Consider the following 24,064-nt stretch of genomic DNA (forward strand, 5'->3'; position numbering starts at 1 on the left):
GCCTGCACCCCGCAGGACCGCGACATCACAGCTCGACGACGCGGATTCCGTCCGGAACACCCGTGACGGCCGGCATCCGGCGGCTGATCCACAGCTCCTCCAGCCGGGGGAACGCGGCCAGCCACTCCATCGAGGCCCCGAGGCCGTACGCCGGCCAGAGCCGGCGCAGGCCGCCCGCCGGGGCGATGCCGTCGACCAGCTCGGCCACCGTGAACTCCCCGGCGACCTGGAGGTACGGCCGGCCGCCGAGCCGCGCAGCGCGGACAGCTCCGCCACGTCCGCCGCCGGGAAGAACAGTCGGTCCGGGTCCAGGGGGCGATGATCTCCCGGGCGTAGTGGTCGGTGTCGTACCGCCGCCAGACACCGGCGAGCTGCGTCGTACCGGGCGGTGGCGACGGCCAGCCACTGGAGCAGGGTGGTCTTGCCGGAGTCGGCCACGCCCCGTACGAGGATCCGGCACCGGCCGGACAGGGCGTGCTCGGCGGGACGGCGGGCTCTGGGGGCCGCCGCTGTCCGCGGCGGCCGGTTCGGCCTCGCAGTGCAGGCCCAGGTAGGCGGCGTCCAGCGGCCAGCTGTCCGGGGAGTGCGCGAGGTCGATGCCGAAGACGGTCAGGTGGTTGTGGAGGGCGGCGGTGTAGTGGGCGTACCGCGTCTCGAAGGCGGCGTCCTCGGCGAAGCGGGACGGCAGCCGGGCGGCCAGGGCGCCGACGGCGTTGTCGGGCCAGAGCGTACGGGCGAGGGCGTCCGCCACGGCCCGGTCCTCGCCGGGGGCGACGGGCCGCTCCAGCGCCGCGACGGTGGCGCCGGGCAGCTGGGTCACGGCCCGGTCGACGAGCTTGGCGGCGATGCGCCGTACGTCGCGCTCCCCGAGGGTGCGTCGCTCCCCGCGGAAGGAGACGGGGCCGCTGATCCGTAAGGGGCGGTCCACCAGGAGGCGCCGGGGCGGGGGCGGACGAGCAGTTTCCTGTCGAGCGGGGCGACGATCTTCGGAAGGAGCCGGGCCATGACGGTCATCGGGGCCATGCGGTGATCCCCACCACCTGGTCGACGCCGGCCGGGCCGGGCGCCGTGGACTTCACAGCGTAGGGAGAGGCGGGGGCTCCGGGGGCTGCTCGGCCGGGCGACGCCGTCCGGGTGGAGCGCGTTTTTCGTACCGGGCCTTTGGTCCTGATACGGGCAGGCCAAAGACCCGGCGTAAGGCGCGGGAAAGGCGGGGCCCGGTGACATGACGCACAGGCCCTCGGGTGCCTACTACGCGGAATAGCGGGCGCTTCACGGGGTGCGGCGGACGGGAGCGGGTGCGGGGAACGCCGCGGTACGGCGAGGGGGGTGCCGGGGTGTTCGACAACGTCGTACGCCTCGGTAAAAGCCCAGCTCAGAGGGGTGGTCGCCGGAGTGATCGGCGGCCGGAAGAGGGAGGGGGTCACGGGGTTTGAGGCCGGGGGGTGAGGGTAGTCGCGCGGGCTTATTTCCTCGGCTTTTGCTACGGGATGGGGTAGTAGAAAGGGGTATTGGCAGCATGTCGGATTCGGGTTACCAAGGTGGGGCGTTCCCGGTCGACGGCCGGGGCGCGGCCCTTTCCCTTTCCCGGAGGTAGTCCCCGCATGTCGAAGCACCACCCCCTGCACCGCCTGACGAAGAAGTCCACTGTCCGTACCCGCGCCTCCGTGCTCGCGGCGGGCCTGGGCGTCTCCGCGGCCATGGGCGTCGGGGTGGCCGTGGCGGCCGGGAGCGACGCGCAGGCGCTCGCGCTGGACGGCCTGGCGTCCGACGTCCGCTCCTCGGTGGCCGCGCAGGCCGACGCCCAGAAGAAGGCGGCCGAGGCGGAGCAGCAGGCGGCCGAGAAGGCCAAGAAGGCCGCCGAGGAGAAGGCCCGCTCCTGGGTGAAGCCGGTGGACGACTACACGCTGGGCATGACCTTCGGGCTGGCGGGCAAGCACTGGTCCCACAACCACAGCGGTCAGGACTTCGTGGTGCCCAGCGGCACGGCCGTGCACGCCGTGCACGGCGGCACCGTGGTCAAGGCCGGTCCGAACGGCGGCGGCGACGGTCCCGCGTACGGCAACGCGGTCGTGATCAAGCACGACAGCGGTACGTACACCCAGTACGCGCACCTGACCAGCGCCGAGGTCAAGCCGGGCCAGAAGGTGGAGACCGGCCAGGAGATCGCCAAGTCCGGCAGCACCGGCAACTCGACCGGCCCGCACCTGCACTTCGAGGTCCGTACCGGCCCGAACTACGGCTCCGGCGTCGAGCCGACCGCCTTCCTGAAGGCGCGCGGCGACGGCGTGTGATCCCTGCTCCCGCCGGTGCCGGCGGTGCCGCCTGTACTGCTGGTACGGCTGGTGCCGCCGGTACGTCCGGTACCGCCGGTGCCGTCAGTCGAGGTTCGGCGGCTGGGCGGCGGTGATCAGTTCGGTGGCGACCTCCAGGACGGCCTTGCGCTTGTCCTCGGGGTCGCCTTCGACGTTCTGCATGGCGAACAGCCCCGCGTGCATCGAGAAGATCGCGGTGATGCAGCGCACCTGGTCCGTCAGCCGCGCCTCCGGCTCCCTGAGCAGCCCGGTGAGCCGGAGCATCCGCTGCTTGAAGGTCTCCCCGATGCTCAGGTCCCGTACGGTCGCCTGGTTCTCCTGCATGAAGCGGAAGAGCGGCTCGGCGGAGCGCAGCGCCTCGCTGTAGCGGCGCAGCACCTCGTGCTTGGTCTCCAGGGTGCGCGGCTGGCCAGCGGCCCACTCGGTCAGCTCGTCGATGGGCCGCGCCAGGTCCTGGAAGAGGCTGATGACGATGTCTTCCTTGGTCTTGAAGTGGTAGTACAGCGCCGCCTTCGTGACGTCGAGCCGCTCGGCGATCTCGCGCAGCGAGGTCTTCTCGTACCCCTGCTCGGCGAACAGCTCCAAGGCGACGTCCTGGATGCGCTGGCGGGTGTTGCCCCTGCGCGCGTGCGGTGTGCCCATGCTGCTGTTCTCCTGCGTCGGTCGTCCGGGCCGGGGCCGAGGGGCCCACACATAAACTTACTTGACGCCCGGCTAGTTGCTGGCTACCTTACTGCACTGTACTGAACTAGCCGGGCGGCAAGTAAGTGGGAGAAGCGAAGATGGGGATGTCGCAGACGAAAGCGACCCCGACGGGGGAAATACCGAAACCGGCGCAGACCGGGGGAAGCAGCCGGCCAGCGTCCGTGTGGTGCTGTTCGCGCTGATGATCGCGATGCTGCTCGCGATGCTGGACAACATGATCGTGGGCACCGCGATGCCCACGATCGTCGGTGAACTGGGCGGGCTGAGCCATCTGTCCTGGGTGGTGACCGCGTACACGCTCGCGACCGCCGCCTCCACCCCGATCTGGGGCAAACTGGGCGACCTCTACGGCCGTAAGGGCGTCTTCCTGACGTCCATCGTGATCTTCTTGATCGGCTCCGCGCTGTCCGGCATGGCCCAGGACATGGGCCAGCTGATCGGCTTCCGGGCGGTGCAGGGTCTGGGCGCCGGCGGTCTGATGGTCGGCGTCATGGCGATCATCGGTGACCTGATCCCGCCGCGTGAGCGCGGCAAGTACCAGGGCATGATGGCCGGCGTCATGGCCGTCGCGATGATCGGCGGGCCGCTGGTCGGCGGCACCATCACCGACCACCTCGGCTGGCGCTGGAGCTTCTACATCAACCTGCCGCTGGGCGCGATCGCCCTGGTCATGGTGACCGCGGTACTGCACCTGCCGAAGAAGCGGTCGCAGGCGCGCATCGACTACGTGGGCGCCGTCCTGCTCACCGTCGGCATCACCTCGCTGGTCCTGATCACCACCTGGGGCGGTACGGAGTACGACTGGCTGTCGGCCCAGATCGTCGGGCTCGGCGCGGTCGGCGTGGTGGCCCTGCTCGCCTTCGTCCTCACCGAGACCAAGGTCCGCGAGCCCGTGCTGCCGTTGCACATCTTCCGCAACAGCAACTTCAGCCTCGTCACGCTCATCGGCTTCCTGGTCGGCTTCGTGATGTTCGGGTCGATGACCTTCCTGCCGCTGTTCCAGCAGACCGTGCAGGGCGCCTCGGCCACCAACTCCGGGCTGCTGCTCCTGCCGATGCTGCTCGCGATGATGGCGGTCTCGCTGGTCGCGGGCCGGGTCACCACCAACACCGGCAAGTACAAGATCTTCGTGGTGGGCGGCGGCGCGCTGATCACCGCGGGGCTGGCGCTGCTGTCCCTGATGGACACCGGCACCACCCGTTTCACCTCGGGTGTGTACATGGCGGTGCTCGGCGCCGGCATGGGCTTCCTGATGCAGACCACGATGCTGATCGCGCAGAACAGCGTCGAGATGAAGGACATGGGCGTCGGCTCCTCGTCCGCCACCCTGTTCCGTACGATCGGCGGCTCCTTCGGTGTCGCGATCTTCGGAGCGATCTTCAACAACCGGGTGACGGACGTGATGACCGAGCGGCTCGGCGCCCAGGGGGCGGGCGCGACCGCGGGTGGCGCCCAGATGGACCCGAAGATGCTTCCCACGCTGCCGGCGGCGGTCAAGGACGCGTACATGCACGCGGTCTCCGGCGGCACCCACCAGGTCTTCGTGTGGGGCGCGCTGATCAGCGTCATCGGCTTCGCCGCGGCCTGGTTCCTCAAGGAGGTGCCGCTGCGCGGCGGCCCCGCCAAGCCGGCCGAGGGCCCGCAGGACGGCGGCGAGGCCCCGGCGGCCAAGGCTCCCATGGCGGAGGCCGTCTGATCCGGCACTGAAAAACCCTGGCCAGCGGCTCCCGGCGGACATGCCGGGGGCCGCTGGCGTGTCCGCGGACCGGCGGACGCCGGGCCGTTGTCAGTGGTGCGTGTCAGCATCGGAAGATGAACGGCGACGGGGTGCGGGACGAGCGGGGGACGGGCGCGCGGGCGGCGACGGCGCGGCGCCGGTGCCGCCGGCATCTCCGGTGTCCTCGGCACCCCCGGTGTCCCCGGTGCCCGCGTCGACTCCGGCGCCCCAGACGCCCCAGTCGCCCCCGGTGCCGCTCGCGCGGCTGCGGCAGCTGCGGCGGGCGAAGGACGTGATGGACCGCGACTGGGCCGCACCGCTGGACCTCGCGGCGGTGGCGGCGCACGCCGGATATTCCCGCTTCCACTTCATCCGCGCCTTCAAGCAGGTGTACGGCCTCACCCCCGGCCAGTACCTGAGCCGCCGCCGGATCGAGCGGGCCGAGGAGCTGCTGCGCACGGCCGACCTCGCCGTCACGGAGATCTGCTGGCTGGTCGGTTTCGGCAGCCTCGGCACCTTCTCCGCCCGGTTCAAGGAGCGGACCGGCCTGACGCCGAGCGCGTACCGCCGACGGCACGTGGGGCAGGGCGCCGGGCTGATACCGGGCTGCTACGCCCTGCTGTGGTCCGGCGGCTTCAAGTCGTTCGAGAGCCGGGACGGGACGGCCCCGGCGGACCGCAATTTCCGAGAAGGCGGGTAGCGGAAGCGCTGCCTACGGTGAAGAGGACCGCGCAGAAACCAACGGAGGCACGCCATGATCAAGGGACTCGCCATCACCACCGTCTGGGTCCTCGACCAGGACCGGGCAAAGGAGTTCTACACGGACAAACTCGGGCTGGAGGTCCGTACGGACATGCGGATGGGCGGCGCGGACGGGATGCGCTGGCTGACCGTCGGCGCCAAGGACCAGCCCGAGGTGGAGCTGACGCTGATGGTCCCCGGCCCGCCCGGCATGGATCCGGAGGCCGGCGAGCAGCTCAAGCAGCTGGTGAGCAAGGGGCTGATGGGCGCCGGGGTGCTGGCCACGGACGACGTGAAGGCCGACTACGCCGCGCTGAAGGCCAAGGGCGTGGAGTTCCTCCAGGAGCCGCAGGAGCGCCCGTACGGCACCGAGGCGATATTCCGCGACGACTCCGGCAACTGGTTCTCGCTGACCCAGCGCAGCGAGCAGCTCGACCTGGGCAAGGACTGGGGGAGTGCGTGGAGTAGTCATCGCACCGGGGACGACGGGCCGGGGCGGGTGGGCGGCCGCCAGGTGGGGGCGGCCCCCTCACCGGTCCGGCAGCTGGATGACCGGGAAGCTGCCCGTGTTCGTCGGGGCGTTCTCCGGCAGCCACAGGACGGAGACCGCGCCGGTGGAGCCGTCCGTCAGCTCGTCCGCGTTGCGGAAGGTCAGCCGGGCGCCCAGTACGCGGGCCTGGCCCGCCGCGATGGTCAGGCCGAGACCGTGGCCGCGCCCGGCCCGGTCGCTGCTGCCCGTACGGAAGCGGCTAGGGCCCTCGCGCAGCAGGGCCTCGGGGAAGCCCGTGCCGTGGTCGCGTACGCGTACGACCCGGCCCTCGACGGTCACCTCGATCGGCGGCTTGCCGTGCCGGGCCGCGTTCGCGATGAGGTTGCCCAGGATGCGCTCCAGGCGCCGCGGGTCGGTGGAGACCTCGGCGTCCCGCAGGATCTCGATCCTGATGTCGGCGTTCAGGGCCCGCACCCGCCGGGTGACGAACTCGCCGAGCGGCACGTCCTGCAGTTCGGCGCGCTCCGCGTAGCCGTCCAGCCGGGCCACCTCCAGCACGTCCTCGACGAGGGTGCGCATCGCCTGGGCCCGGTCCCGTACCAGTTCCGAGGGGCGGCCCGGCGGCAGCAGCTCGGCCGCGGTGAGCAGCCCGGTGACCGGGGTGCGCAGCTCGTGGGCGATGTCGGCGGTCACCCGGCGCTCCGCCTCGATGCGCTTCTGGAGCGCGTCGGACATCGCGTCCACCGCCCAGGCCAGGTCGTCCGTCTCGTCCCGGATACGGCCGCCGACCTCGTCGCGGATGCGGACGGAGGTGTCGCCGTCGGCCAGCTTGCCGGCCGCCGCCGCGGCCTTGCGCAGCCGCTGGGACAGCCGCCCGCCGATCAGCACGCCGAGCGCGCAGCCGCCGACCACGACCGCCGTCGAGCCGATCAGCAGTGCCTGGTCGAGGTCGTCGAGGACGGCGAACCGGTCGGGGAAGTAGCCCTGGATGGACAGCACCCGGCTGCCCGCGACCGGCGCCGCGGCCCACACCTTGGGCGTGGTCTGGCCGGTGTCCTCCAGGTAGGTCGCCCGCTTGCCCTTGGTGGCCTCGTCCCGCAGCTCCTTCGGCAGCGCCGGATCGTCCAGCTTCGCGCCGAAGCGCAGCTGGTGGGTGGATTCGTAGATCTTCTGCGTGAAGTTGAGGCGTTCGGTCTGCACGTCGCGGCTGTTGTCCAGCATCGAACCGCGGGCCGCGTTGTGCACGACAAGGCTCAGCGCGATCGCGACCAGCGCTCCGACGAGCGCGATCGCGGCGCTGAGCTTCCATCTCAGCCCGGTACGCAGGGCGAGCCTGACCACCGCAGGAGTCAGCCTCTCAGCTTGTAACCGAAGCCGCGGACCGTCTCGATGCGGTCCTGGCCGATCTTGCCGCGCAGCCGCTGGACGTGGACGTCCACGACCCGGGTGTCGCCGCCCCAGCCGTAGTCCCAGACCCGCTCCAGCAGCCGGTCGCGGGAGAGGACCGTGCCGGGCGAGTTGGAGAATTCCAGCAGCAGGCGCATCTCGGTGGGCGTCAGCGCGACCGGCTGGCCGCCTTTGCGCACCTCCATGCCCTCCGTGTCGACCTCCAGGTCGCCGAAGCGCAGCACGGCCTCGGCGGGTACGGCCGTCTCCGCGGCGGCGCCGCCCGAGCCCTCCGGCCCCGAGGCGTGCCCGAAGCGGCGCAGCACCGCGCGGATCCGGGCGACCAGCACGGCGCCGTCGAACGGCTTGGTCACGTAGTCGTCGGCGCCGGCCTCCAGGCCCAGCACCACGTCGATGGAGTCGGCCCGCGCGGACAGCATGATCACCGGCACGGTGGACTCGTCCCGGATGCGCCGGCACAGGCTGACGCCGTCCAGGCCCGGCACCATCACGTCCAGCAGGGCGATGTCGGGCCGGTCGGCGCGGAACGCCTCCAGCCCCGCCAGGCCGTCGGGCATGGCGGTGACCACGAAGCCGTCCCGCTCCAGCGCGAGCTGGGTCGCCTCGCGGATGACGTCGTCGTCCTCGACGAAGAGCACATGGGTATCGGCCATGCGGTGTTCTCAATCCTCCGGTGCCGGTTCCGGGGACGCGGCCTCCGTGCCCCCGTTGTTGCTGTAGTCGGTGTGGTACCGGGCGTACTCGGCGAAACGGCTGCCCGTCCAGCGGTAGGTCATCACATCCTCGCCGGAAGCGCAGCACACCTTGTCGCCGGTGCCGTAGGTCTGCTTGGAGACCTCCAGCTCGCCCTTGTTGACACCCGCGTACACCGAAGGCTGCTCGTCGGCGAAGACATTCTCGTACCTCCCGCCCTTCTTACGGTAGACGTACGAGCCGATGCCGACCGAGTCGGCGCAGGTCATCACGTTCACCACGACGTCGGGGTCCTTGCCGTGGGTGAGCGCGGCATAGGTGACCTCGACCGGGTACTCCTCCGCGGCGCACGGCTTGCCGAGCGACTTCCTGACGTCGTCGCCGACCTTCGGGTCGTCCTTCACCAGCTGCACCGCGTCGACCTTCTCGTACGGGGCCGACACCGAGGGGAGGGGGACGGCGGGTGGGCCGACCGGCCCGTGCCCGTGCTCGCCGGCGGGCTGCTGGCCGTGCCCTCGGTCCGCACACCCTCGCCGCCGGGGTTGCACCCGGCCAGCAACAGCGAAAGGGCGGCCACTCCCGCGAGGGCCGCTCCGCCGCTGGTCCGCCGGACGGTGCTCCGTCCTCCGGCCGGCCTGTTCCTGGTCAAACCGCTCCCGCTCACAGTCCCTCTGGGTAAGCCACCGGTCGCGCAGCCGGTCAGGCCGCGCACCGCTCCCGCTCCTGCTCGCCGCGCTCCAGCATCCGCGCGTCGATGTCGCGATTCTCCAGCTCCTGGCGCAGCCGGGCCAGGGCCCGGTGCAGCGTGCTCTTGACCGTACCGGTGGACATGCCCAGCGCCGCCGCGGTCTCCTCCGTGCTCATCTGCTCCCAGTGTCGCAGCACGACGACGCTGCGCTGCTTGGGCGCGAGCACCCCGAGGATGTCCATCAGCAGGGCCCGGTCGGCGCGCTGCTCGGTGCCGTCGTCGACACTGGCGTCCGGGAGCTGCTCGGTGGGCACCTCCTCCAGCTTGCGGGCGCGCCACCACTCGGTCCGCGTGTTGATCATGACGCGGCGGAGGTAGGCGTCGGCCAGCGACTTGTCGGCGATGCCGTCCCAGCGCCCGTACGTACGGACCAGGGCCGTCTGGAGCAGGTCCTGGGCGTCGACCGGGTCGGGTACCAGGCGCCGGGCGCTGCGCAGCAGGGCCTCCTGCCGCGTCCGCACGTACTCTTCGAAGTCCAGTACCTTGCCGCCGCTGGTCGCCATCCCGACGCCTCCGATCCGCTTGCGCTTCCCCACGTTGACCGCGCTGGTGGTCATCTCCAGCACGAGGAAGACGCTACGGAGGGGGTGTTGCGGCGTAATGTGCGAGGGCCCCACAGGGAGTGCACGGAAAACCGTCGGTTGTGTAACAGCCCTCCGGGGGTCATACCTCCGGCTGACGGGGGCCCGGAAGGGGTCATCCTCCCGGGGGACAGTGGGGGTGGCCGGAAGAGCTAGGAGCAGGCCCGGGAAGCGGTGACGCGGGCCGCGCCATCACTCAACTGTCACAGTGCGGTCGACACGGCCCCGACGTCACGACGTGCTCCGGCCGAGCGGCAGGCGGTACATGCCGCCCGGCAGCGGCTCCACCAGGCCGTCCGAGACGAGACCGTCGAGCGCCCGCGCGCGCTGCACCGGCTCGTCCCACACCGTGTCCAGCACCGCCTGCGGCACGGACCCGACGGCCTCCCGCAGTACGGCGAGGAGCTTGCCGCGCACCTGGCGGTCCGTACCGGCGTACGTCTGGCCGCGCCGCGGCGGCCCGTCGTGCGCGGGCGAACCCGCCAGCCGCCAGGCGCACTGCGCCGAGATCGGGCAGCGCACACACTCCGGACCGCGAGCGGTGCACACCAGCGCGCCCAGCTCCATCGTGGCGGCAGCCCACTTGGCGGCGGTCTCCTCGTCCTGCGGCAGGAGCGCGCGGGCGAGCTTCCGTTCGGCGGCCGTGGTGGCGTTCGGCGGGTACTGCTGTCCGGTGACGGCGCGCGCGAAGACCCGGCGGACGTTGGTGTCCAGTACGGCGTGCCGTTGCCCGTACGCGAAGGACGCCACGGCCGCGGCCGTGTACTCGCCGACGCCCGGCAGCGCGAGGAGCTGGGCGTGTTCGCGCGGTACGTCGCCGCCGTGGCGTTCCTGTATGGCGGAGGCGGCGGCGTGCAGGCGCAGCGCGCGCCGCGGATAGCCGAGGCGGCCCCAGGCGCGCACCGCCTCACCGGGCGGCTCGGCGGCCAGGTCGGCAGGGCGCGGCCAGCGCGCCAGCCACTGCTCGTACACCGGCAGCACTCTGCTGACCGGCGTCTGCTGCAACATGAACTCGCTCACCATCACGCCCCAGGCGCCCGCCTCGGGGCGGCGCCAGGGCAGATCGCGGGCGTGCTCGTCGAACCAGTCGGTGACGGGGCCGTGCAGCCGGGCCCCTTCGGCGGCTTCGTTGGCGGCGGTGACAGCGGCGGCGCCGGTGGCGGCAGGAGTGGAAGTCATGGCACTGCCGATCCTGGCACGACGGCGCTCCGCCGTGAAACGCACCGGGCGCGCGCCACGATGCGCCCACCCGCTCGCGGGAACGCCGGGCCGCCCCACCCGGGCCGGCCGGGGCACGAGGGGCGTAAGGGACGAGGATGTCCCCATGATGTGGATACCGACGGGACCGGCGGGAGAACGGCGATGACCACCGAGACGACCACCACGGGCGACTGCCCGGACACGATCCGCCGGGCCCTGGCCGCCCACACGACGCTGACCCTCGCCTACGCCGACGACGAGGGGCCGCAGGCGTGCGCCGTGCTCTACGCCGCCGCGGACGGGCCGGCGCCCGCCCTCGTCCTCGTCACCGCCGGGACGACCCGGCACGGCCGGGCCTTCGCGCGGGCCGCCGACGCCGGTGCCGGCGCCCGTGTCGCCTTCACGGCCCAGCGCGACGGCCAGGAGTGGACCGCGCTGACCGGGGTGCAGGGCCGGGGCTCGTGCCACCTGCTGACGGGCGCGGACCGCGCGGCCGGGTGGCGTACGTACACAGAGCGCTTCCCGTTCGTCACGGCCGACGAACGGCTCGGTGCGGCACTGGAACGCACCGCACTCTGGGAAGTCCGCCCGGACTGGCTGCGGTTGATCGACAACGGCCGCGGCTTCGGGCACAAGGAGGAATGGCACGCGCCGTGACGTCACGGGGCGGTGCGGGCGAGGCGCCACGGGAGGGTACGGGCGCGGCGCCCGCCGAGGGGCACCCCGAGGGGCGCCCCCGCCCCAGGAGGACCGGTCAGGCCCGTACCAGGATCTTCCAGCGCCCCGCCCCCAGGCGCACGACCAGGGAGGTCAGCGGCCCGGCGAGCAGCGTCACGCACAGCGTGGCGGTCAGGGTGCCCAGCGCCAGGCCGGCCACCACGTCGTGCGGGTAGTGCGCGCCGACGAACACCCGCGAGAAGCCGGTCAGCAGCGCGATCGGCAGCACCAGCCAGGCCAGCGCGCGCCAGGCGAACACGATGCCGACGGCCAGCGCCGCCGCGATCGTGGAGTGGTTGCTCGGGAAGGACCAGTGGCCCTGTGGGGGGCAGGGGACTATGGATGCGGCGGCGCCCGCCACGGCACGGCAGGGCCGCTCCTCGTTCACGAAGCTCTTGACGACCTCACTCACCAGATACGCGACCGCCGTGGCGATCGGTACCAGGATCGCGAGCGCGACCAGCCGCTCCTCCCCTTCCGGGACCGCCACCAGCCCAGTACGGCCAGGGCCATGAGCAGCAGAATGCCGCCTTCGGTGCCGCCCGCGGCCAGTGAGTGGACCCAGCCGGGAGTGTCGTGCGCGAAGTCGGTGACGTCGCGATAGAGATCGGTGCTGTACATGAACGCATACGGTACGGACTGTTACGGGAAAGCCGCACCTGACCACCGTCGGGGGAAACCCCTGACGAAAGCGGGTGGCCGGGCCCGGGCCCGGGCCGGGCGGCGGCCCGCCGTGGATCACTTGGGGACCGCCGCACGGAACATGCCGGGACCGCCGCGGACGAGCCACCGCGACCCGCTCCGGAAAGATGATGTGAAAAGTTGCTGCTTCCCGCGGCGGGTACTGGCCGGTGTGACACCTGATCTCTCGTAGAGTTTCCGCGTGGGATCTCTGCGCAATCCGATCGGGCCGCTTCCCTCCTCCATCTACTGGCGGCGGAGGGCCGTTGCGCTGGCCGTCCTCGTCGTGCTCGTCCTGTTGGTGGTGTGGGCCGTCAACTGGACCGGCAGCGACGGGAAGACCGGCGACGAGGGCAAGGGGCCGGGCGGGCCGGGGCCCGCGACGTCCATCACACCGGGCCCGAACGCGACGGATTCCGGGAACGATCAAAAACCGGGCGGCCGCGACGAGTCGGGCAGCGGCGGCGGCTCCGCCACCGGTTCCGGCGGCGCGGGCGGCAGCGGTGGCGGCGCGGGGGCTCCGGCGGCTCCGGCGGCGGTACGGGCGGCAGTGGCGGCGCCTCGGCGCCGGCGGCCCCATAGGGGAAGGCAGCGGCGCCGTGGCGGCCGGTTCGGCGCTCGCGAACTGCGCGCCCGAGAGCACCGAGTTGACGCTGCGCAGCCTGAAGGACACCTACGCGCCCGGCGAGACGCCCACGTTCGAGGTCACGATCGAGAACGCGTCCGACAGCGCCTGCAAGGTGGACCTGGGACGCGGATACGCGGCCCTCACCATCAGCGGGCCCGCCGAGGACGAACGGGTGTGGTCCTCCGGCGACTGCCCGCGGGGCGGTGGTGGCACCGCGCCCGTGCAGGTGGCGGCGGGCGGTTCGGTCAAGCGGATTGTGAAGTGGGACCGCAAGCCCAGCGACTCGGAGTGCGCGACGCCCGCCGCCAAGGCCGTCGGACCCGGTACGTACCAGGTCGAGGCCAAGGTGGGCGGCCTGGACGCGGTACGCGCGACCTTCACACTGGCCAAGGACTGACCCGACGCCAAAAGACCTGCTGAGTACGGCGGTCCGGGCCGGTACGGCGTTGATTGCGCTGTGAGCGTGAGCCGTTCCACAGCCGTCCATGATCGGGCACAGTCGGCTCCATGAAGCTACTGATTCTGGGCGGGACGGAGTTCGTGGGGCGCGCGGTCACCGAAGCGGCGCTGGCCCGTGGCTGGCAGGTGACGGTCTTCCACCGCGGACAGCACGAAGCGCCGGCGGGGGCGTCCGTCGTGCGGGGCGACCGCACCGACCCGGCCACCCTCGCCGCGCTCGCCGACGGCACCTGGGACGCCGTGGTGGACACCTGGGCCTGGGCGCCGACCGCGGTGCGCGACGCCGCCCGGCTGCTGGCCGGCCGGGCCGGACGGTACGTGTACGTGTCCACCGGCTCGGTCTACCGGCACCCGGCCGGGCCCGGGCACACCGAAGCGAGCCCGCTGGTGGAGGGTTCCCCCGACGCGGACGCGGTGGCGTACGCGGAGGACAAGCGCGGCGGTGAACTGGCCGCGCTGGCGGCCTTCGGCGAGGACCGTACGGTGCTGGCCCGCGCCGGACTGATCCTCGGCCCCTGGGAGAACATCGGCCGGCTTCCCTGGTGGCTGACGCGCGTCGCCCGCGGCGGACCGGTGCTCGCGCCCGGCCCGCGCGACCTCGGCCTGCAGTACATCGACGTCCGCGACCTGGCCGCGTGGGTCCTGCACGCCGCGGAGACCGGGCTGTCCGGCCCGTACAACCTCATCAGCGAGCCGGGCCACGCCACGATGGGCGAACTGCTGGAGGCCTGCGTGCGGGTCACCGGCTCCGATGCGGAACTGCGCTGGTACGGGCCGGAGGAGATCGTCGCGGCCGGGCTGACGCCCTGGACGGAACTGCCCGTCTGGCTGCCGCCGGGCGAGCTGTACGACGCCATCCACCGCGGCGACGCGGCCAAGGCGCACGCGGCGGGGCTGCGCTGCCGGCCTGTCGCGGAGACGGTGGCCGACACCTGGGCGTGGCTGCGGAAACTGGACGGTCCGCCCCCGCTGCGGCCCCGGCAGCCGGTCGGACTGGCGCCGGAGAAGGAGGAAGCGTTCCTGCGGGGGTGAGGTGAGGTCCGGCGGCGTGCGGGCCCATGGACGCCCGCACGCGATACGGCGCCGCGCGCCCTACACGTACCGTTCGAGGATCGACGACTCCGCCAGCCGGGACAGGCCCTCGCGCACGGACCGGGCGCGCGCCTCGCCGACCCCGTCCACCGCCTGGAGGTCGTCCACGCTCGCCGCGAGCAGCTTCTGCAGCCCGCCGAAGTGGTCGACCAGCCGGTCGATGACGGCGCCCGGCAGCCGCGGCACCTTCGCCAGCAGCCGGAAGCCGCGCGGCGAGACCGCCGAGTCCAGCGTCTCGGGCGAGCCGCTGTAGCCCAGCGCGCGGGCCACGATGGGCAGTTCCAGCAGCTCGGCGTGGCTGAGCGCGTCCAGCTCGGACAGCGCCTCCGGCACCGTACGGGACCGCTTGGCCGTCGGCTCCGGCACGTAGTCGCGGGCGACCAGCTCGCGCTCCGGCTCGACGCCCGCGATCAGCTCGTCCAGCTGGAGGGAGAGCAGCCGGCCGTCCGTGCCCAGCTCGACCACGTACTCGGCGATCTCGGTCGCGATACGGCGCACCATCTCCAGCCGCTGGGCGACCGCGGTGACGTCCCGGACCGTGACCAGGTCCTCGATCTCCAGGGCCGACAGGGTGCCGGCGACCTCGTCCAGGCGCAGCTTGTAGCGCTCCAGTGTGGCCAGCGCCTGGTTGGCGCGGGACAGGATCGCCGCCGACTCCTCCAGGACGCGGCGCTCACCGTCCACGTACAGCGCGATCAGCCGCATCGACTGGCTCACCGAGACGACCGGGAAACCGGCCTGTATCGAGACGCGCTGCGCGGTGCGGTGCCGGGTGCCGGTCTCCTCGGTGGGGATGGAGGCGTCCGGGACCAGCTGCACACCGGCCCGCAGGATCTTGGTGATGTCCTTGTCCAGGACCAGCGCGCCGTCCAGCTTGCACAGCTCGCGCAGCCGGGTCGCGGAGAACTCCACGTCCAGCACGAAGCCGCCGGTGCACATCGTCTCGACGGTCTTGTCGAAGCCGAGGACGATCAGACCGCCGGTGTTGCCGCGCAGGATGCGCTCCAGGCCGTCCCGCAGCGCCGTGCCGGGCGCCACCGCACTCAGCGTGGCGCGCATCAGGCCGTCCGTGCCGCCGCTGTCACCCGACTTCCGGGCGGGCGGCCCCCAACCGGACCTGCCACCAGACGACGATGCCCGGTCGTTGGCTGCCACTGCACTCCTCCGTCGCAAGGTCTGTCGGTGCCGCAGGCCGCCCGGCAGATGCCTTGGTCACGCAGCTCACGGGCTGCGCGGGCCGACGGCACGACTTCCTTGACAGGCGAGACCGGGGCAAAGTCTACCGGCGCCCAGGCTAGAGGCTGTCTGCAAAGTCACGCCGGCCGCCCGCGCGGCGGCCGGGTCCCCGCGCGTCACCCGCGCGCGGACGCCTGCTCACGGGGCCGACGGCGCGGCCGCCGCCCGCATGAGGAGCGTAGTCGTCCGGCGGCTATTCGGCCGCGGACTTCTCGCGCGGCGGCTCCCGGCGCGGCCGCTTGGGCAGCACCCGCAGCGCCTCGCCGACATCGGCGACCTCCAGCACCCGCATCCCCGCCGGGATCTTGCCCGGGTCGGCCGGGACCAGGGCGTGGGTGAAACCGAGCCGGGCCGCCTCGGCCAGCCGGCGCTGCACGCCCGTCACCCGCCTGACCTCGCCCGCCAGCCCCACCTCGCCGATCGCGACCAGGTTCTTCGGCAGCGGGCTGTCACTGGCGGCGCTGGCCAGCGCGAGCGCCACGGCGAGGTCGGCGGCCGGCTCGGTCAGCTTCACACCGCCGACCGTGGCGGTGTAGATGTCGCGCTTGCCGAGGGCCGCGATGCGCCCGCGCTGCTCCAGGACGGCCAGCATCATCGAGACGCGGGAGGTCTCCAGGCCGGAGGTGGTGCGGCGGGGGAAGGGATCTGCGTGTCGACGGTCAGCGCCTGCACCTCGGTGACCAGCGGGCGGCGGCCCTCCAGGGTGACCGTCAGGCACGTGCCCGGCACGGGCTCGTCGCGGCGGGTCAGGAAGAGTCCGGACGGGTCGGCCAGACCGGTGATCCCCTCGTCGTGCAGCTCGAAGCAGCCGACCTCGTCGGTGGTGCCGTAGCGGTTCTTCACGCCGCGCACCAGACGCAGCCGGGCGTGCCGGTCGCCTTCGAAGTTCAGTACGACATCGACCAGGTGCTCCAGGAGGCGGGGGCCCGCGATGGCGCCGTCCTTGGTCACATGGCCCACCAGCAGGGTGGCCATGCCGCGCTCCTTGGACGCCCGGATCAGGGCGCCGGCGACCTCGCGGACCTGCGCCATGCCGCCGGGCGCGCCGTCGATCTCGGGCGAGGCGACGGTCTGGACGGAGTCCACGATCAGCAGCGACGGCTTGACCGAGTCCAGGTGGCCCAGGACGGCGGACAGGTCGGTCTCGGCGGCGAGGTAGAGGTGGTCGTCGATGGCGTTGATGCGGTCGGCGCGCAGCCGCACCTGGCTCGCGGACTCCTCACCCGTCACGTACAGCGTGCGGTGGTCGGCGTTGGCCGCCTTGGCGGCCACGTCCAGCAGCAGCGTGGACTTGCCGACGCCGGGCTCGCCGGCCAGCAGCACCACGGCGCCCGGCACCAGGCCGCCGCCCAGGACGCGGTCCAGCTCGTCGATGCCGGTCGGGCGGGCGGTGGCCTGGCGGCCGTCGACCTGGCCGATGGGCAGGGCCGCCGTCGTGACGCGGCCGGGCGCGGTCGTACGGACGGCGGGGGCGCCGCCGAACTCCTCGACCGTGCCCCACGCCTGGCACTCCGGGCAGCGGCCGAGCCACTTCGCGGTGGTCCAGCCGCATTCGGTGCAGCGGTACGAGGGCCGCTCCTTGGCCGAGGGTTTACGAGTCGCCATGGGGTTCACCGTAGCCGCGGGGTGTGACAGCGCCGGGCGCGCGGGCCTGTCAGCGGGGCGGACGAGGCCTGTGGGAGGGGTGAGAGGGCCCGTAACGTGCGTGAAACCACGTTCTGGTGTCCTCTTTTGAGGGAGAACATCACCCGTATGGATTAAAAGTGTCCATGCGGCGCGATAGTGCCTGCATCATCCGCCTACCGTCGCCGGGTGATGAGCAGCAGGTCCGATCACCCCACGCACGCCACCGGCGCACACCGGGCGCACGACGGCACCCGGCGCCACGCCCCGGCGCGGCTTCCCGAGCGGTACGAGCCCCACCTCGACGGGCTGTTCACCTACTGTCTGTCCGTCCTGTGCGAGCACGACGCGGCGACCGCCGTCCTGGGCGAGGTGCTCGCCGTCGCCGAACGGCACCACGGCCGCCGGCCGCCCGACCCCGGCCTGTACCGGTCCTGGCTGTACGCGCTGGCCCGGTGGGCCTGTCTGCGGCGGCTGGCCGACGGCGCACCGGACGGCGGCGACCCGCCCGGCGGGACCGCCGACGCCGAAGCGGCCCGGCAGCGGCGCGAACTGGACGGTCTGGCCTGGCCCGAAGCCGCCGGTACCACCCCCGAACAGCGCGAGGCGCTGGAGCTGTCCGTACGCCACCGCCTGTCCGCCGAGGAGGTCGCGGCCGTCCTCGGCGGCGACACCGACGCCACCCGCACCCTCCTGGCCACCGCCGCCTGCGAGGTCGAGCGCACCCGTGCCGCGCTCGCCGTCGTCGAGTCCGGCCGCTGCCCGGACGTCGCGCGGCTGGCGGCCGACACCCGGATGCTGCTCGGGGTCGCCCTGCGCCGGGAGCTGGTCCGGCACGTGGACGACTGCGCGGAGTGCCGCCGTACGGCGGAGCGGGCCACCGCCCACGGGCCCTGGCCGGGCACCGCGCCCCTCGATCACGGCGCGCTGCCGTTGGTCACCGTTTCGCGTACGGCCGTGCGCACGGCCATGGCGGCGGCGCGGAGTTCGCGTTCGGGGCGTGCCGAAGGGGTGGCCGGCGCGGAGGTCTCCGTACGCTCCGGGCGTGCGGGGCGCACGGGTGGCGCAAACGGTTCTCCACGCTACGACCGGCGCGGATTCCCCGTCCGGCCCAAGGACCCGGCGGCCCGCGGACGCCGCCTGCGCACCCGGGCCGTGACCACGATCGTCATCGCCACCGTCCTCGCGGCTCCGGTGCTCGCCCTGTGGGCCGCCTACCGGGGCGCGCCCCTGACCGGCGAGAGCGAGGGCCCGTCGGTGGCGGCCGGCGACCCGGGCAGCGGACCGTTCGACGGCCGGCCGTACGAGAACGCGGGCAGCGCGCGCCCGCCCGCAGCGCAGCGCCTGCTGGCGGCGAGTAACTGGCCGGCCGGCCCTGACGTATCGGTGCAGGTCGTGGGCGCGGACGGCACGCTGCTGCGGCCCGGCGAACCGGACCGTTCCGGCACCGGCCCCGGACGGCTGACCGTCACCGCCGAACCGCGGGGCGGCGGCACGGCCGTCACCCTCACCGCGTCCGGCGGCGAGCCGGTCCACTGGTCGGCGCGTACGGGCGCGCCCTGGCTCCGGCTGAGCGCCACGGCAGGCGTGCTGCGTCCGGGGAGTCCACCACGCTCCTGGTGTCCGTGGACCACGGCCGGGAACCGGACGGGTACTGGAACGCGCGGGTCACCCTGGCGCCAGGGGGCACGACGGTGACGCTGGAGGGGTGGGGCCAGGGGAGCGGCGGCCACTGGCCGGGGCACCCGGAGCCGACGGGGTCCGGCCCCCGGCCCGATCCGGAGCCGACGGCGACGGCCACGCCGACGCGGGAGCCGACCGGCGAGCCACCGTCCACCCCCACCCCGACACCGACGCCCACGCCACCGGAACCGACGACGGGCCCGGGCTCGTCCCCCGGCCCGCCCGCGCCGACAGGCTGACGGGCGACAGCCGGACCCGGTACGCGCGTCCCCTACTTCGAGCCCACCGGGTCCGCCGGATGCGGCGCCATCGGAAGCGTCGCCGCCAGCCGCTCCTCGCAGAGCTCGACGAGGCGGTCGTACCCCTCCTTGCCCATCAGCTCGGTCAGCTCGGGCCCGTAGGACACGTACACCGGCTCGCCCGCGCCGTGTGCGGACGTCGCCGACGTGCACCACCAGTGCAGGTCGTGGCCGCCGGGGCCCCAGCCGCGGCGGTCGTACTCGCCGATCGAGACCTCCAGGACGCGGGTGTCGTCGGGCCGGTCGATCCACTCGTACGTACGGCGGACCGGCAGCTGCCAGCAGACGTCCGGCTTGGTCTCCAGGGGCTCGCGGCCCTCGCGCAGCGCGAGGATGTGCAGCGAGCAGCCGGCCCCGGCCGGGAAACCAGGCCGGTTCTGGAAGATGCACGAGCCCTTCCAGCGCCGGGTCTGCCGGTCGCCGTCCTCGTCCTCCTGGGTCCAGCCCGTGGACGTGCCGACGTCGTGGAACTGCCACAGGTCCGGTGTGAGGCGCGCCACGTGCTCCGCGACCCGCTGCTCGTCCTCCTCGTCGGAGAAGTGCGCGCCGAGCGTGCAGCAGCCGTCGTCCGCCCGGCCCGCCTCGATGCCCTTGCAGCCGCTGCCGAAGATGCACGTCCAGCGGGAGGTGAGCCAGGTCAGGTCGCAGCGGAAGACCTGCTCGTCGTCGGCGGGGTCGGGGAAGGTGACCCAGGCGCGGGCGAAGTCCAGGCCGCCGACCTCGTCGGCCCGAGCCCCTTGCGCCTGCGCCGCCGCCCGCGCGGCGCGCTGCTTTTCCGCCTTCTTCAGGGCTTTCTCCTGCTTCGCCTTGTTCGTCTTAGCCACGACTCCAGCCTAAGGCGACCGGCCGCCGCCGAAGTCTTACCGGGGACGAGGGCTCGCCGTCGGTTCCCGGCCGCCCGCAGTAGGTTCGACGGTATGAGACTCGGAGTCCTCGATGTGGGGTCGAACACGGTCCATCTGCTGGTGATGGACGCGCACCCGGGTGCGCGCCCGCTGCCCGCCTACTCGCACAAGGCGGAGCTGCGGCTGGCCGAACTCCTCGACGAGGACGGCGCGATCGGCGACGCGGGCGTGGACCGGCTGGTGGCGACGGTACGGGCGGCGGTCGAGGTCGCGGAGGACAAGGGCGTCGAGGACGTCCTGCCGTTCGCCACCTCCGCGATCCGCGAGGCGTCCAACGGCGAGGAGGTGCTGCGCCGGGTCGCCCGGGAGACCGGCGTGGAGCTGCGGGTGCTGTCCGGCGAGGACGAGGCCCGGCTGACGTTCCTCGCGGCCCGCCGCTGGTTCGGCTGGTCGGCGGGCCGGCTGCTGGTGCTGGACATCGGCGGCGGCTCGCTGGAGATCGCGTACGGGCTGGACGAGGAGCCGGACGCGGCGGTCTCGCTGCCGCTCGGCGCGGGCCGGCTCACCGCGGCCGACCTGCCGGGCGACCCGCCGGAGGCGGAGGACATACGGGCGCTGCGCAAGCGCGTACGGGCCGAAATAGCCCGGGTGGTGAGCGATTTCACGCGCTTCGGCACCCCCGACCACGTCGTCGGCACCTCCAAGACCTTCAAGCAGCTGGCCCGTATCGCCGGTGCCGCCCGGTCCGCCGACGGGCCCTGCACCCAGCGTGAGCTGGACCGGAAGGCGCTGGAGGAGTGGGTGCCGAAGCTGGCCGGGATGACCGGCCCGGAGCGCGCCAAGCTGCCCGGCGTCTCCGAGGGCCGCTCGCGCCAGCTGCTCGCCGGGGCGATGGTGGCGGAGGCCGGGATGGACCTGTTCGGCGTCCGTACGCTGGAGATCTGCCCGTGGGCGCTGCGCGAGGGCGTGATCCTGCGCCACCTCGACCACCTGCCCGCGGGGTAGGGGCGCGGCCGCCACCCGCCGGCGGCGGCCCGTACCCTGTCCCTCGTGACGGAGCCAGTGGTGCGCATCCCGGATGCGAAGGTCGCCCTGTCCACGGCCTCGGTGTATCCGGAGTCGACGGCGACGGCCTTCGAGATCGCCGCGCGCCTGGGCTACGACGGCGTCGAGGTCATGGTGTGGACCGACCCGGTCAGCCAGGACATCGAGGCGCTGCGGCGGCTCTCCGACTACCACGGGGTGCCGATCCTGGCCGTGCACGCGCCGTGCCTGCTGATCACGCAGCGGGTGTGGTCCACGGACCCCTGGGTGAAGCTGCAGCGCGCGCGGAACGCCGCGGAGAAGCTCGGGGCCTCGACGGTGGTCGTCCATCCGCCCTTCCGGTGGCAGCGCAACTACGCCCGCGAGTTCGTTCGCGGAGTGTGGCGGATGGAGAGCGAGACGGACGTACGGTTCGCCGTCGAGAACATGTACCCGTGGCGCTACCGGGACCGCGAGATGCTGGCGTACGCGCCGGACTGGGACCCCACCAAGGACGACTACCGGCACTTCACCGTCGACCTCTCGCACACCGCCACCTCGCGCAGCGACGCCCTGCACATGGTCGACCGGATGGGCGAGCGCCTCGCCCACATCCACCTCGCCGACGGCAACGGCTCCAACAAGGACGAGCACCTGGTCCCGGGCCGCGGCTCGCAGCCCTGCGCCGACCTGCTGGAACGGCTCGCCGCCACCGGCTTCGACGGGCACATCGTCGTCGAGGTCAACACCCGGCGCGCGATGTCCGCGGCCGAGCGGGAGGCGGACCTCGCGGAGGCACTGGCCTTCACCCGGCTGCACCTGGCGTCGCCGACGTGGGTGCCGGGGTCCTGATGACGCGGGGCAGCTCAGGGCCTCGCGGTACGGAACCGGGCACCCGCCCCGCCGCAAGCTCGTCGCCCGCCGGCTGCTGCGCCGGATCGTGGCCGAGCCGGCGGTCCCGGACGCCGGCCTGCGGGCCGAGCCGGCGGCGGCGCAGCCGGCGGGGACGGCGATGCTGCGCTACGTGATCAAGCTGGAGCCGCCGGCGTGGGCGGGCCCGGAGCGGATCGTCGCCCGGGGTGCGCCGGTGGTACAGCAGCATCTGACCGGGCCCTGACCGCACGGGCTGCCACGGCTCGGCGCGCTGTCCGCCCAGCGGTCATCCGTCTCACATGCCGGATCCGCTGTCCAGATCTTGGAGGCGGCGCGTAGGCTCGACTGATTCACGTACGTACGCGCACCGGGCGTACGGGAGACGTACACACACCCGAGGGAGTGGATCCACGTGCCCGAGCTGAGGTCCCGCACCGTCACCCATGGCCGCAACATGGCCGGCGCCCGCGCGCTCATGCAGGCGTCGGGCGTAGCGCGCGAGGACTTCGGCAAGCCCGTCATCGCCGTGGCCAACAGCTTCACCGAGTTCGTGCCGGGCCACACCCACCTCCAGCCGGTCGGCCGGATCGTCAGCGAGGCGATCAAGAAGGCCGGCGGCATCGCCCGCGAGTTCAACACCATCGCGGTGGACGACGGCATCGCCATGGGCCACGGCGGGATGCTGTACTCCCTGCCGTCCCGCGACCTGATCGCCGACTCCGTCGAGTACATGGCCGAGGCGCACTGCGCGGACGCGCTGATCTGCATCTCCAACTGCGACAAGATCACGCCGGGCATGCTGATGGCCGCGATGCGCCTGAACATCCCCACCGTCTTCGTCTCCGGCGGGCCCATGGAGGCCGGCCGCGCCACCCTGGTCGACGGCACGGTCCGCAAGCTGGACCTGATCAACGCGATCTCCGACGCGGTCGACGAGAACATCTCGGACGAGGACATCCTCCGTATCGAGGACAACGCCTGTCCGACCTGCGGCTCCTGCTCCGGCATGTTCACCGCCAACTCGATGAACTGCCTGACCGAGGCCATCGGCCTGTCGCTGCCCGGCAACGGCTCGGTGCTGGCCACCCACACCGCCCGCCGGGCGCTGTACGAGAACGCCGGCCGGACGGTCGTGGAGATCACCAAGCGGTACTACGACCAGGACGACGCGACCGTCCTGCCGCGCAGCATCGGCTCCCGCGCCTCCTTCGAGAACGCCATGGCCCTGGACATCGCCATGGGCGGCTCCACGAACACGATCCTGCACCTGCTCGCCGCCGCCCAGGAGGCCGGACTCGACTACGACCTGGACGACATCAACGCCGTCTCGCGCCGGGTGCCCTGCCTGGCCAAGGTCGCGCCGAACGTCGCCCCGGGCGGCACGTACTACATGGAGGACGTGCACCGGGCCGGCGGCATCCCCGCCATCCTGGGCGAGCTGTACCGGGCCGGGCTGCTCAACGAGGACGTGCACACCGTGCACAGCTCCTCGATGGCCGACTGGCTCAAGACCTGGGACGTGCGCGGCGGGTCACCGTCCCCCGAGGCCGTCGAACTGTGGCACGCGGCCCCCGGCTGCAAGCGCTCCGCCACCGCCTTCTCCCAGTCCGAGCGCTGGGACAGCCTCGACACGGACGCCGCGAACGGCTGCATCCGCGACTTCGCCCACGCCTACTCCGCCGACGGCGGCCTGGCGGTCCTCAAGGGCAACCTGGCCGAGGACGGCTGCGTGGTGAAGACCGCGGGCGTCGACGAGTCGATCTGGACGTTCGAGGGCCCGGCCGTGGTCTGCGAGTCCCAGGAAGAAGCCGTCGAGAAGATCCTCGGCAAGCAGGTCAAGGAGGGCGACGTCGTCGTCATCCGCTACGAGGGCCCCAAGGGCGGCCCCGGTATGCAGGAAATGCTCTACCCGACGTCCTTCCTCAAGGGCCGCGGCCTGGGCAAGGCGTGCGCGCTGGTCACCGACGGCCGCTTCTCCGGCGGCACCTCCGGCCTGTCCATCGGCCACGCCTCGCCCGAGGCGGCCTCCGGCGGCACCATCGCCCTGGTCGAGGACGGCGACCGCATCCGTATCGACATCCCGGACCGCTCGATCGAACTCCTGGTGCCCGACGCGGAGCTGACGGCCCGCCGGGAGGCGCTGGGCGGCGTGTACGCGCCGAAGAAGCGCGAGCGCAAGGTCTCGCAGGCCCTCCGCGCCTACGCGGCGATGGCCACCAGCGCCGACAAGGGCGCGGTGCGCGACGTCGGCAAGCTGGGCTGAGCCACGTAACGGCTTGCCGAGAACCCCGTCCGCCGCACCGGCGGG

General features: G+C 72.9%; 20 protein-coding genes and 4 pseudogenes. 12 read left to right on the top strand and 12 right to left on the bottom strand.

Annotated features, from left to right (window positions below):
* Positions 1-25 precede the first annotated feature (25 nt).
* Positions 26-928, bottom strand: a complete 903-nt coding sequence (locus ACEXOX_RS27195; RefSeq protein WP_406523819.1) for a hypothetical protein — start codon at positions 926-928, stop codon at positions 26-28.
* 676 nt (positions 929-1,604) lie between these two features.
* Between ACEXOX_RS27195 and ACEXOX_RS27200 the strand changes: the two genes are divergently transcribed.
* The gene (locus ACEXOX_RS27200) at positions 1,605-2,294 is read left to right on the top strand and encodes a M23 family metallopeptidase (RefSeq protein ID WP_406523820.1); all 690 of its coding nucleotides are present in this window, start codon (positions 1,605-1,607) and stop codon (positions 2,292-2,294) included.
* Between the two features lie 84 nt (positions 2,295-2,378).
* Here the strand turns inward: ACEXOX_RS27200 and ACEXOX_RS27205 are convergent, their stop codons facing one another.
* Complete coding sequence (locus tag ACEXOX_RS27205; protein ID WP_406523821.1) at positions 2,379-2,957, bottom strand: TetR/AcrR family transcriptional regulator; 579 nt, start codon at positions 2,955-2,957, stop codon at positions 2,379-2,381.
* Between the two features lie 226 nt (positions 2,958-3,183).
* Between ACEXOX_RS27205 and ACEXOX_RS27210 the strand changes: the two genes are divergently transcribed.
* The 3 genes and pseudogenes from ACEXOX_RS27210 to ACEXOX_RS27220 form a co-directional block, all read left to right on the top strand.
* Positions 3,184-4,716, top strand: coding sequence for an MDR family MFS transporter (locus tag ACEXOX_RS27210; protein ID WP_406523822.1), 1,533 nt, complete (start codon positions 3,184-3,186; stop codon positions 4,714-4,716).
* Positions 4,717-5,032: 316 nt separating this feature from the next.
* Positions 5,033-5,437 carry a helix-turn-helix transcriptional regulator gene (locus ACEXOX_RS27215; RefSeq protein ID WP_406526484.1) on the top strand — a complete coding sequence of 135 codons (405 nt, stop codon included), beginning with the start codon at positions 5,033-5,035 and terminating at the stop codon, positions 5,435-5,437.
* A gap of 54 nt (positions 5,438-5,491) precedes the next feature.
* Positions 5,492-5,929, top strand: a pseudogene (locus tag ACEXOX_RS27220) (VOC family protein); the annotation flags it as partial.
* 78 nt (positions 5,930-6,007) lie between these two features.
* On the opposite strand, the gene cseC reads toward ACEXOX_RS27220, so the two are convergent.
* The 5 genes from cseC to ACEXOX_RS27245 all read right to left on the bottom strand — a co-directional run bounded on the left by cseC (position 6,008) and on the right by ACEXOX_RS27245 (position 10,576).
* Positions 6,008-7,309 (bottom strand): two-component system sensor histidine kinase CseC, encoded by a 1,302-nt coding sequence (cseC, locus tag ACEXOX_RS27225; protein WP_406523823.1) that lies wholly within the window; start codon positions 7,307-7,309, stop codon positions 6,008-6,010.
* 8 nt (positions 7,310-7,317) lie between these two features.
* A complete protein-coding gene (cseB, locus tag ACEXOX_RS27230; protein WP_406523824.1) occupies positions 7,318-8,028 on the bottom strand; it encodes a two-component system response regulator CseB in 711 nt (236 codons plus the stop codon).
* A gap of 9 nt (positions 8,029-8,037) precedes the next feature.
* On the bottom strand, positions 8,038-8,511 hold the full coding sequence (locus ACEXOX_RS27235) for a hypothetical protein (RefSeq protein WP_406523825.1): 474 nt from the start codon (positions 8,509-8,511) through the stop codon (positions 8,038-8,040).
* 256 nt (positions 8,512-8,767) lie between these two features.
* Positions 8,768-9,319 carry a SigE family RNA polymerase sigma factor gene (locus ACEXOX_RS27240; RefSeq protein WP_030023568.1) on the bottom strand — a complete coding sequence of 184 codons (552 nt, stop codon included), beginning with the start codon at positions 9,317-9,319 and terminating at the stop codon, positions 8,768-8,770.
* 309 nt (positions 9,320-9,628) lie between these two features.
* Positions 9,629-10,576 (bottom strand): A/G-specific adenine glycosylase, encoded by a 948-nt coding sequence (locus ACEXOX_RS27245; RefSeq protein WP_030023570.1) that lies wholly within the window; start codon positions 10,574-10,576, stop codon positions 9,629-9,631.
* Positions 10,577-10,759: 183 nt separating this feature from the next.
* On the opposite strand from ACEXOX_RS27245, the gene ACEXOX_RS27250 reads away from it, so the two are divergent.
* On the top strand, positions 10,760-11,254 hold the full coding sequence (locus tag ACEXOX_RS27250; RefSeq protein ID WP_406523826.1) for a pyridoxamine 5'-phosphate oxidase: 495 nt from the start codon (positions 10,760-10,762) through the stop codon (positions 11,252-11,254).
* 97 nt (positions 11,255-11,351) lie between these two features.
* Here ACEXOX_RS27250 and ACEXOX_RS27255 read toward each other — a convergent pair whose 3' ends face one another.
* Both ACEXOX_RS27255 and ACEXOX_RS27260 read right to left on the bottom strand, forming a co-directional pair.
* Positions 11,352-11,804, bottom strand: a complete 453-nt coding sequence (locus ACEXOX_RS27255; protein ID WP_406523827.1) for a phosphatase PAP2 family protein — start codon at positions 11,802-11,804, stop codon at positions 11,352-11,354.
* Positions 11,723-11,935 carry a hypothetical protein gene (locus ACEXOX_RS27260; protein WP_406523828.1) on the bottom strand — a complete coding sequence of 71 codons (213 nt, stop codon included), beginning with the start codon at positions 11,933-11,935 and terminating at the stop codon, positions 11,723-11,725. The genes ACEXOX_RS27255 and ACEXOX_RS27260 overlap by 82 nt, the downstream gene beginning before the upstream one ends.
* 659 nt (positions 11,936-12,594) lie before the next feature.
* Between ACEXOX_RS27260 and ACEXOX_RS27265 the strand changes: the two genes are divergently transcribed.
* Both ACEXOX_RS27265 and ACEXOX_RS27270 read left to right on the top strand, forming a co-directional pair.
* Positions 12,595-13,020: a hypothetical protein gene (locus ACEXOX_RS27265; protein WP_406523829.1), complete on the top strand. Its 426-nt coding sequence runs from the start codon at positions 12,595-12,597 to the stop codon at positions 13,018-13,020.
* Between the two features lie 110 nt (positions 13,021-13,130).
* On the top strand, positions 13,131-14,114 hold the full coding sequence (locus ACEXOX_RS27270) for an NAD-dependent epimerase/dehydratase family protein (protein ID WP_406523830.1): 984 nt from the start codon (positions 13,131-13,133) through the stop codon (positions 14,112-14,114).
* A 60-nt stretch (positions 14,115-14,174) separates the two neighbouring features.
* On the opposite strand, the gene disA is transcribed toward ACEXOX_RS27270, so the two are convergent.
* Positions 14,175-15,329 (bottom strand): DNA integrity scanning diadenylate cyclase DisA, encoded by a 1,155-nt coding sequence (disA, locus tag ACEXOX_RS27275; RefSeq protein ID WP_406523831.1) that lies wholly within the window; start codon positions 15,327-15,329, stop codon positions 14,175-14,177.
* 274 nt (positions 15,330-15,603) lie between these two features.
* A pseudogene (radA, locus tag ACEXOX_RS27280) lies at positions 15,604-17,015 on the bottom strand (DNA repair protein RadA).
* A 210-nt stretch (positions 17,016-17,225) separates the two neighbouring features.
* Here radA and ACEXOX_RS27285 point away from each other — a divergent pair.
* Positions 17,226-18,955 (top strand): annotated as a pseudogene (locus ACEXOX_RS27285) (sigma-70 family RNA polymerase sigma factor).
* 32 nt (positions 18,956-18,987) lie between these two features.
* On the opposite strand, the gene ACEXOX_RS27290 reads toward ACEXOX_RS27285, so the two are convergent.
* A complete protein-coding gene (locus tag ACEXOX_RS27290; protein ID WP_406523832.1) occupies positions 18,988-19,839 on the bottom strand; it encodes a hypothetical protein in 852 nt (283 codons plus the stop codon).
* Between the two features lie 93 nt (positions 19,840-19,932).
* Here ACEXOX_RS27290 and ACEXOX_RS27295 point away from each other — a divergent pair, with 93 nt between their 5' ends.
* The 4 genes and pseudogenes from ACEXOX_RS27295 (at position 19,933) to ilvD (ending at position 24,019) form a co-directional block, all read left to right on the top strand.
* Positions 19,933-20,865 carry a Ppx/GppA family phosphatase gene (locus tag ACEXOX_RS27295; RefSeq protein ID WP_406523833.1) on the top strand — a complete coding sequence of 311 codons (933 nt, stop codon included), beginning with the start codon at positions 19,933-19,935 and terminating at the stop codon, positions 20,863-20,865.
* A 57-nt stretch (positions 20,866-20,922) separates the two neighbouring features.
* Positions 20,923-21,735, top strand: coding sequence for a sugar phosphate isomerase/epimerase family protein (locus ACEXOX_RS27300; RefSeq protein WP_406526485.1), 813 nt, complete (start codon positions 20,923-20,925; stop codon positions 21,733-21,735).
* A 52-nt stretch (positions 21,736-21,787) separates the two neighbouring features.
* Positions 21,788-22,000 (top strand): annotated as a pseudogene (locus tag ACEXOX_RS27305) (TetR family transcriptional regulator); the annotation flags it as partial.
* Positions 22,001-22,168: 168 nt separating this feature from the next.
* Entirely contained in the window at positions 22,169-24,019 is a 1,851-nt protein-coding gene (ilvD, locus tag ACEXOX_RS27310) for a dihydroxy-acid dehydratase (RefSeq protein WP_406523834.1), read from the top strand.
* Positions 24,020-24,064 lie beyond the last annotated feature (45 nt).

The organism is Streptomyces sp. Ac-502, assembly GCF_045222935.1.
GTDB classification, from domain to species: domain Bacteria; phylum Actinomycetota; class Actinomycetes; order Streptomycetales; family Streptomycetaceae; genus Streptomyces; species Streptomyces monomycini.

Bases quoted from the DNA above. Each gene is read 5' to 3' on its own strand.
- ACEXOX_RS27200 (WP_406523820.1), top strand. From the start codon at position 1,605: ATGTCGAAGCACCACCCCCTGCACCGCCTGACGAAGAAGTCCACTGTC.
- ACEXOX_RS27205 (WP_406523821.1), bottom strand. From the start codon at position 2,957: ATGGGCACACCGCACGCGCGCAGGGGCAACACCCGCCAGCGCATCCAG.
- ACEXOX_RS27215 (WP_406526484.1), top strand. From the start codon at position 5,033: ATGGACCGCGACTGGGCCGCACCGCTGGACCTCGCGGCGGTGGCGGCG.
- cseB (WP_406523824.1), bottom strand. From the start codon at position 8,028: ATGGCCGATACCCATGTGCTCTTCGTCGAGGACGACGACGTCATCCGC.
- ACEXOX_RS27240 (WP_030023568.1), bottom strand. From the start codon at position 9,319: ATGGCGACCAGCGGCGGCAAGGTACTGGACTTCGAAGAGTACGTGCGG.
- ACEXOX_RS27245 (WP_030023570.1), bottom strand. From the start codon at position 10,576: ATGACTTCCACTCCTGCCGCCACCGGCGCCGCCGCTGTCACCGCCGCC.
- ACEXOX_RS27250 (WP_406523826.1), top strand. From the start codon at position 10,760: ATGACCACCGAGACGACCACCACGGGCGACTGCCCGGACACGATCCGC.
- ACEXOX_RS27260 (WP_406523828.1), bottom strand. From the start codon at position 11,935: ATGTACAGCACCGATCTCTATCGCGACGTCACCGACTTCGCGCACGAC.
- ACEXOX_RS27270 (WP_406523830.1), top strand. From the start codon at position 13,131: ATGAAGCTACTGATTCTGGGCGGGACGGAGTTCGTGGGGCGCGCGGTC.
- ACEXOX_RS27295 (WP_406523833.1), top strand. From the start codon at position 19,933: ATGAGACTCGGAGTCCTCGATGTGGGGTCGAACACGGTCCATCTGCTG.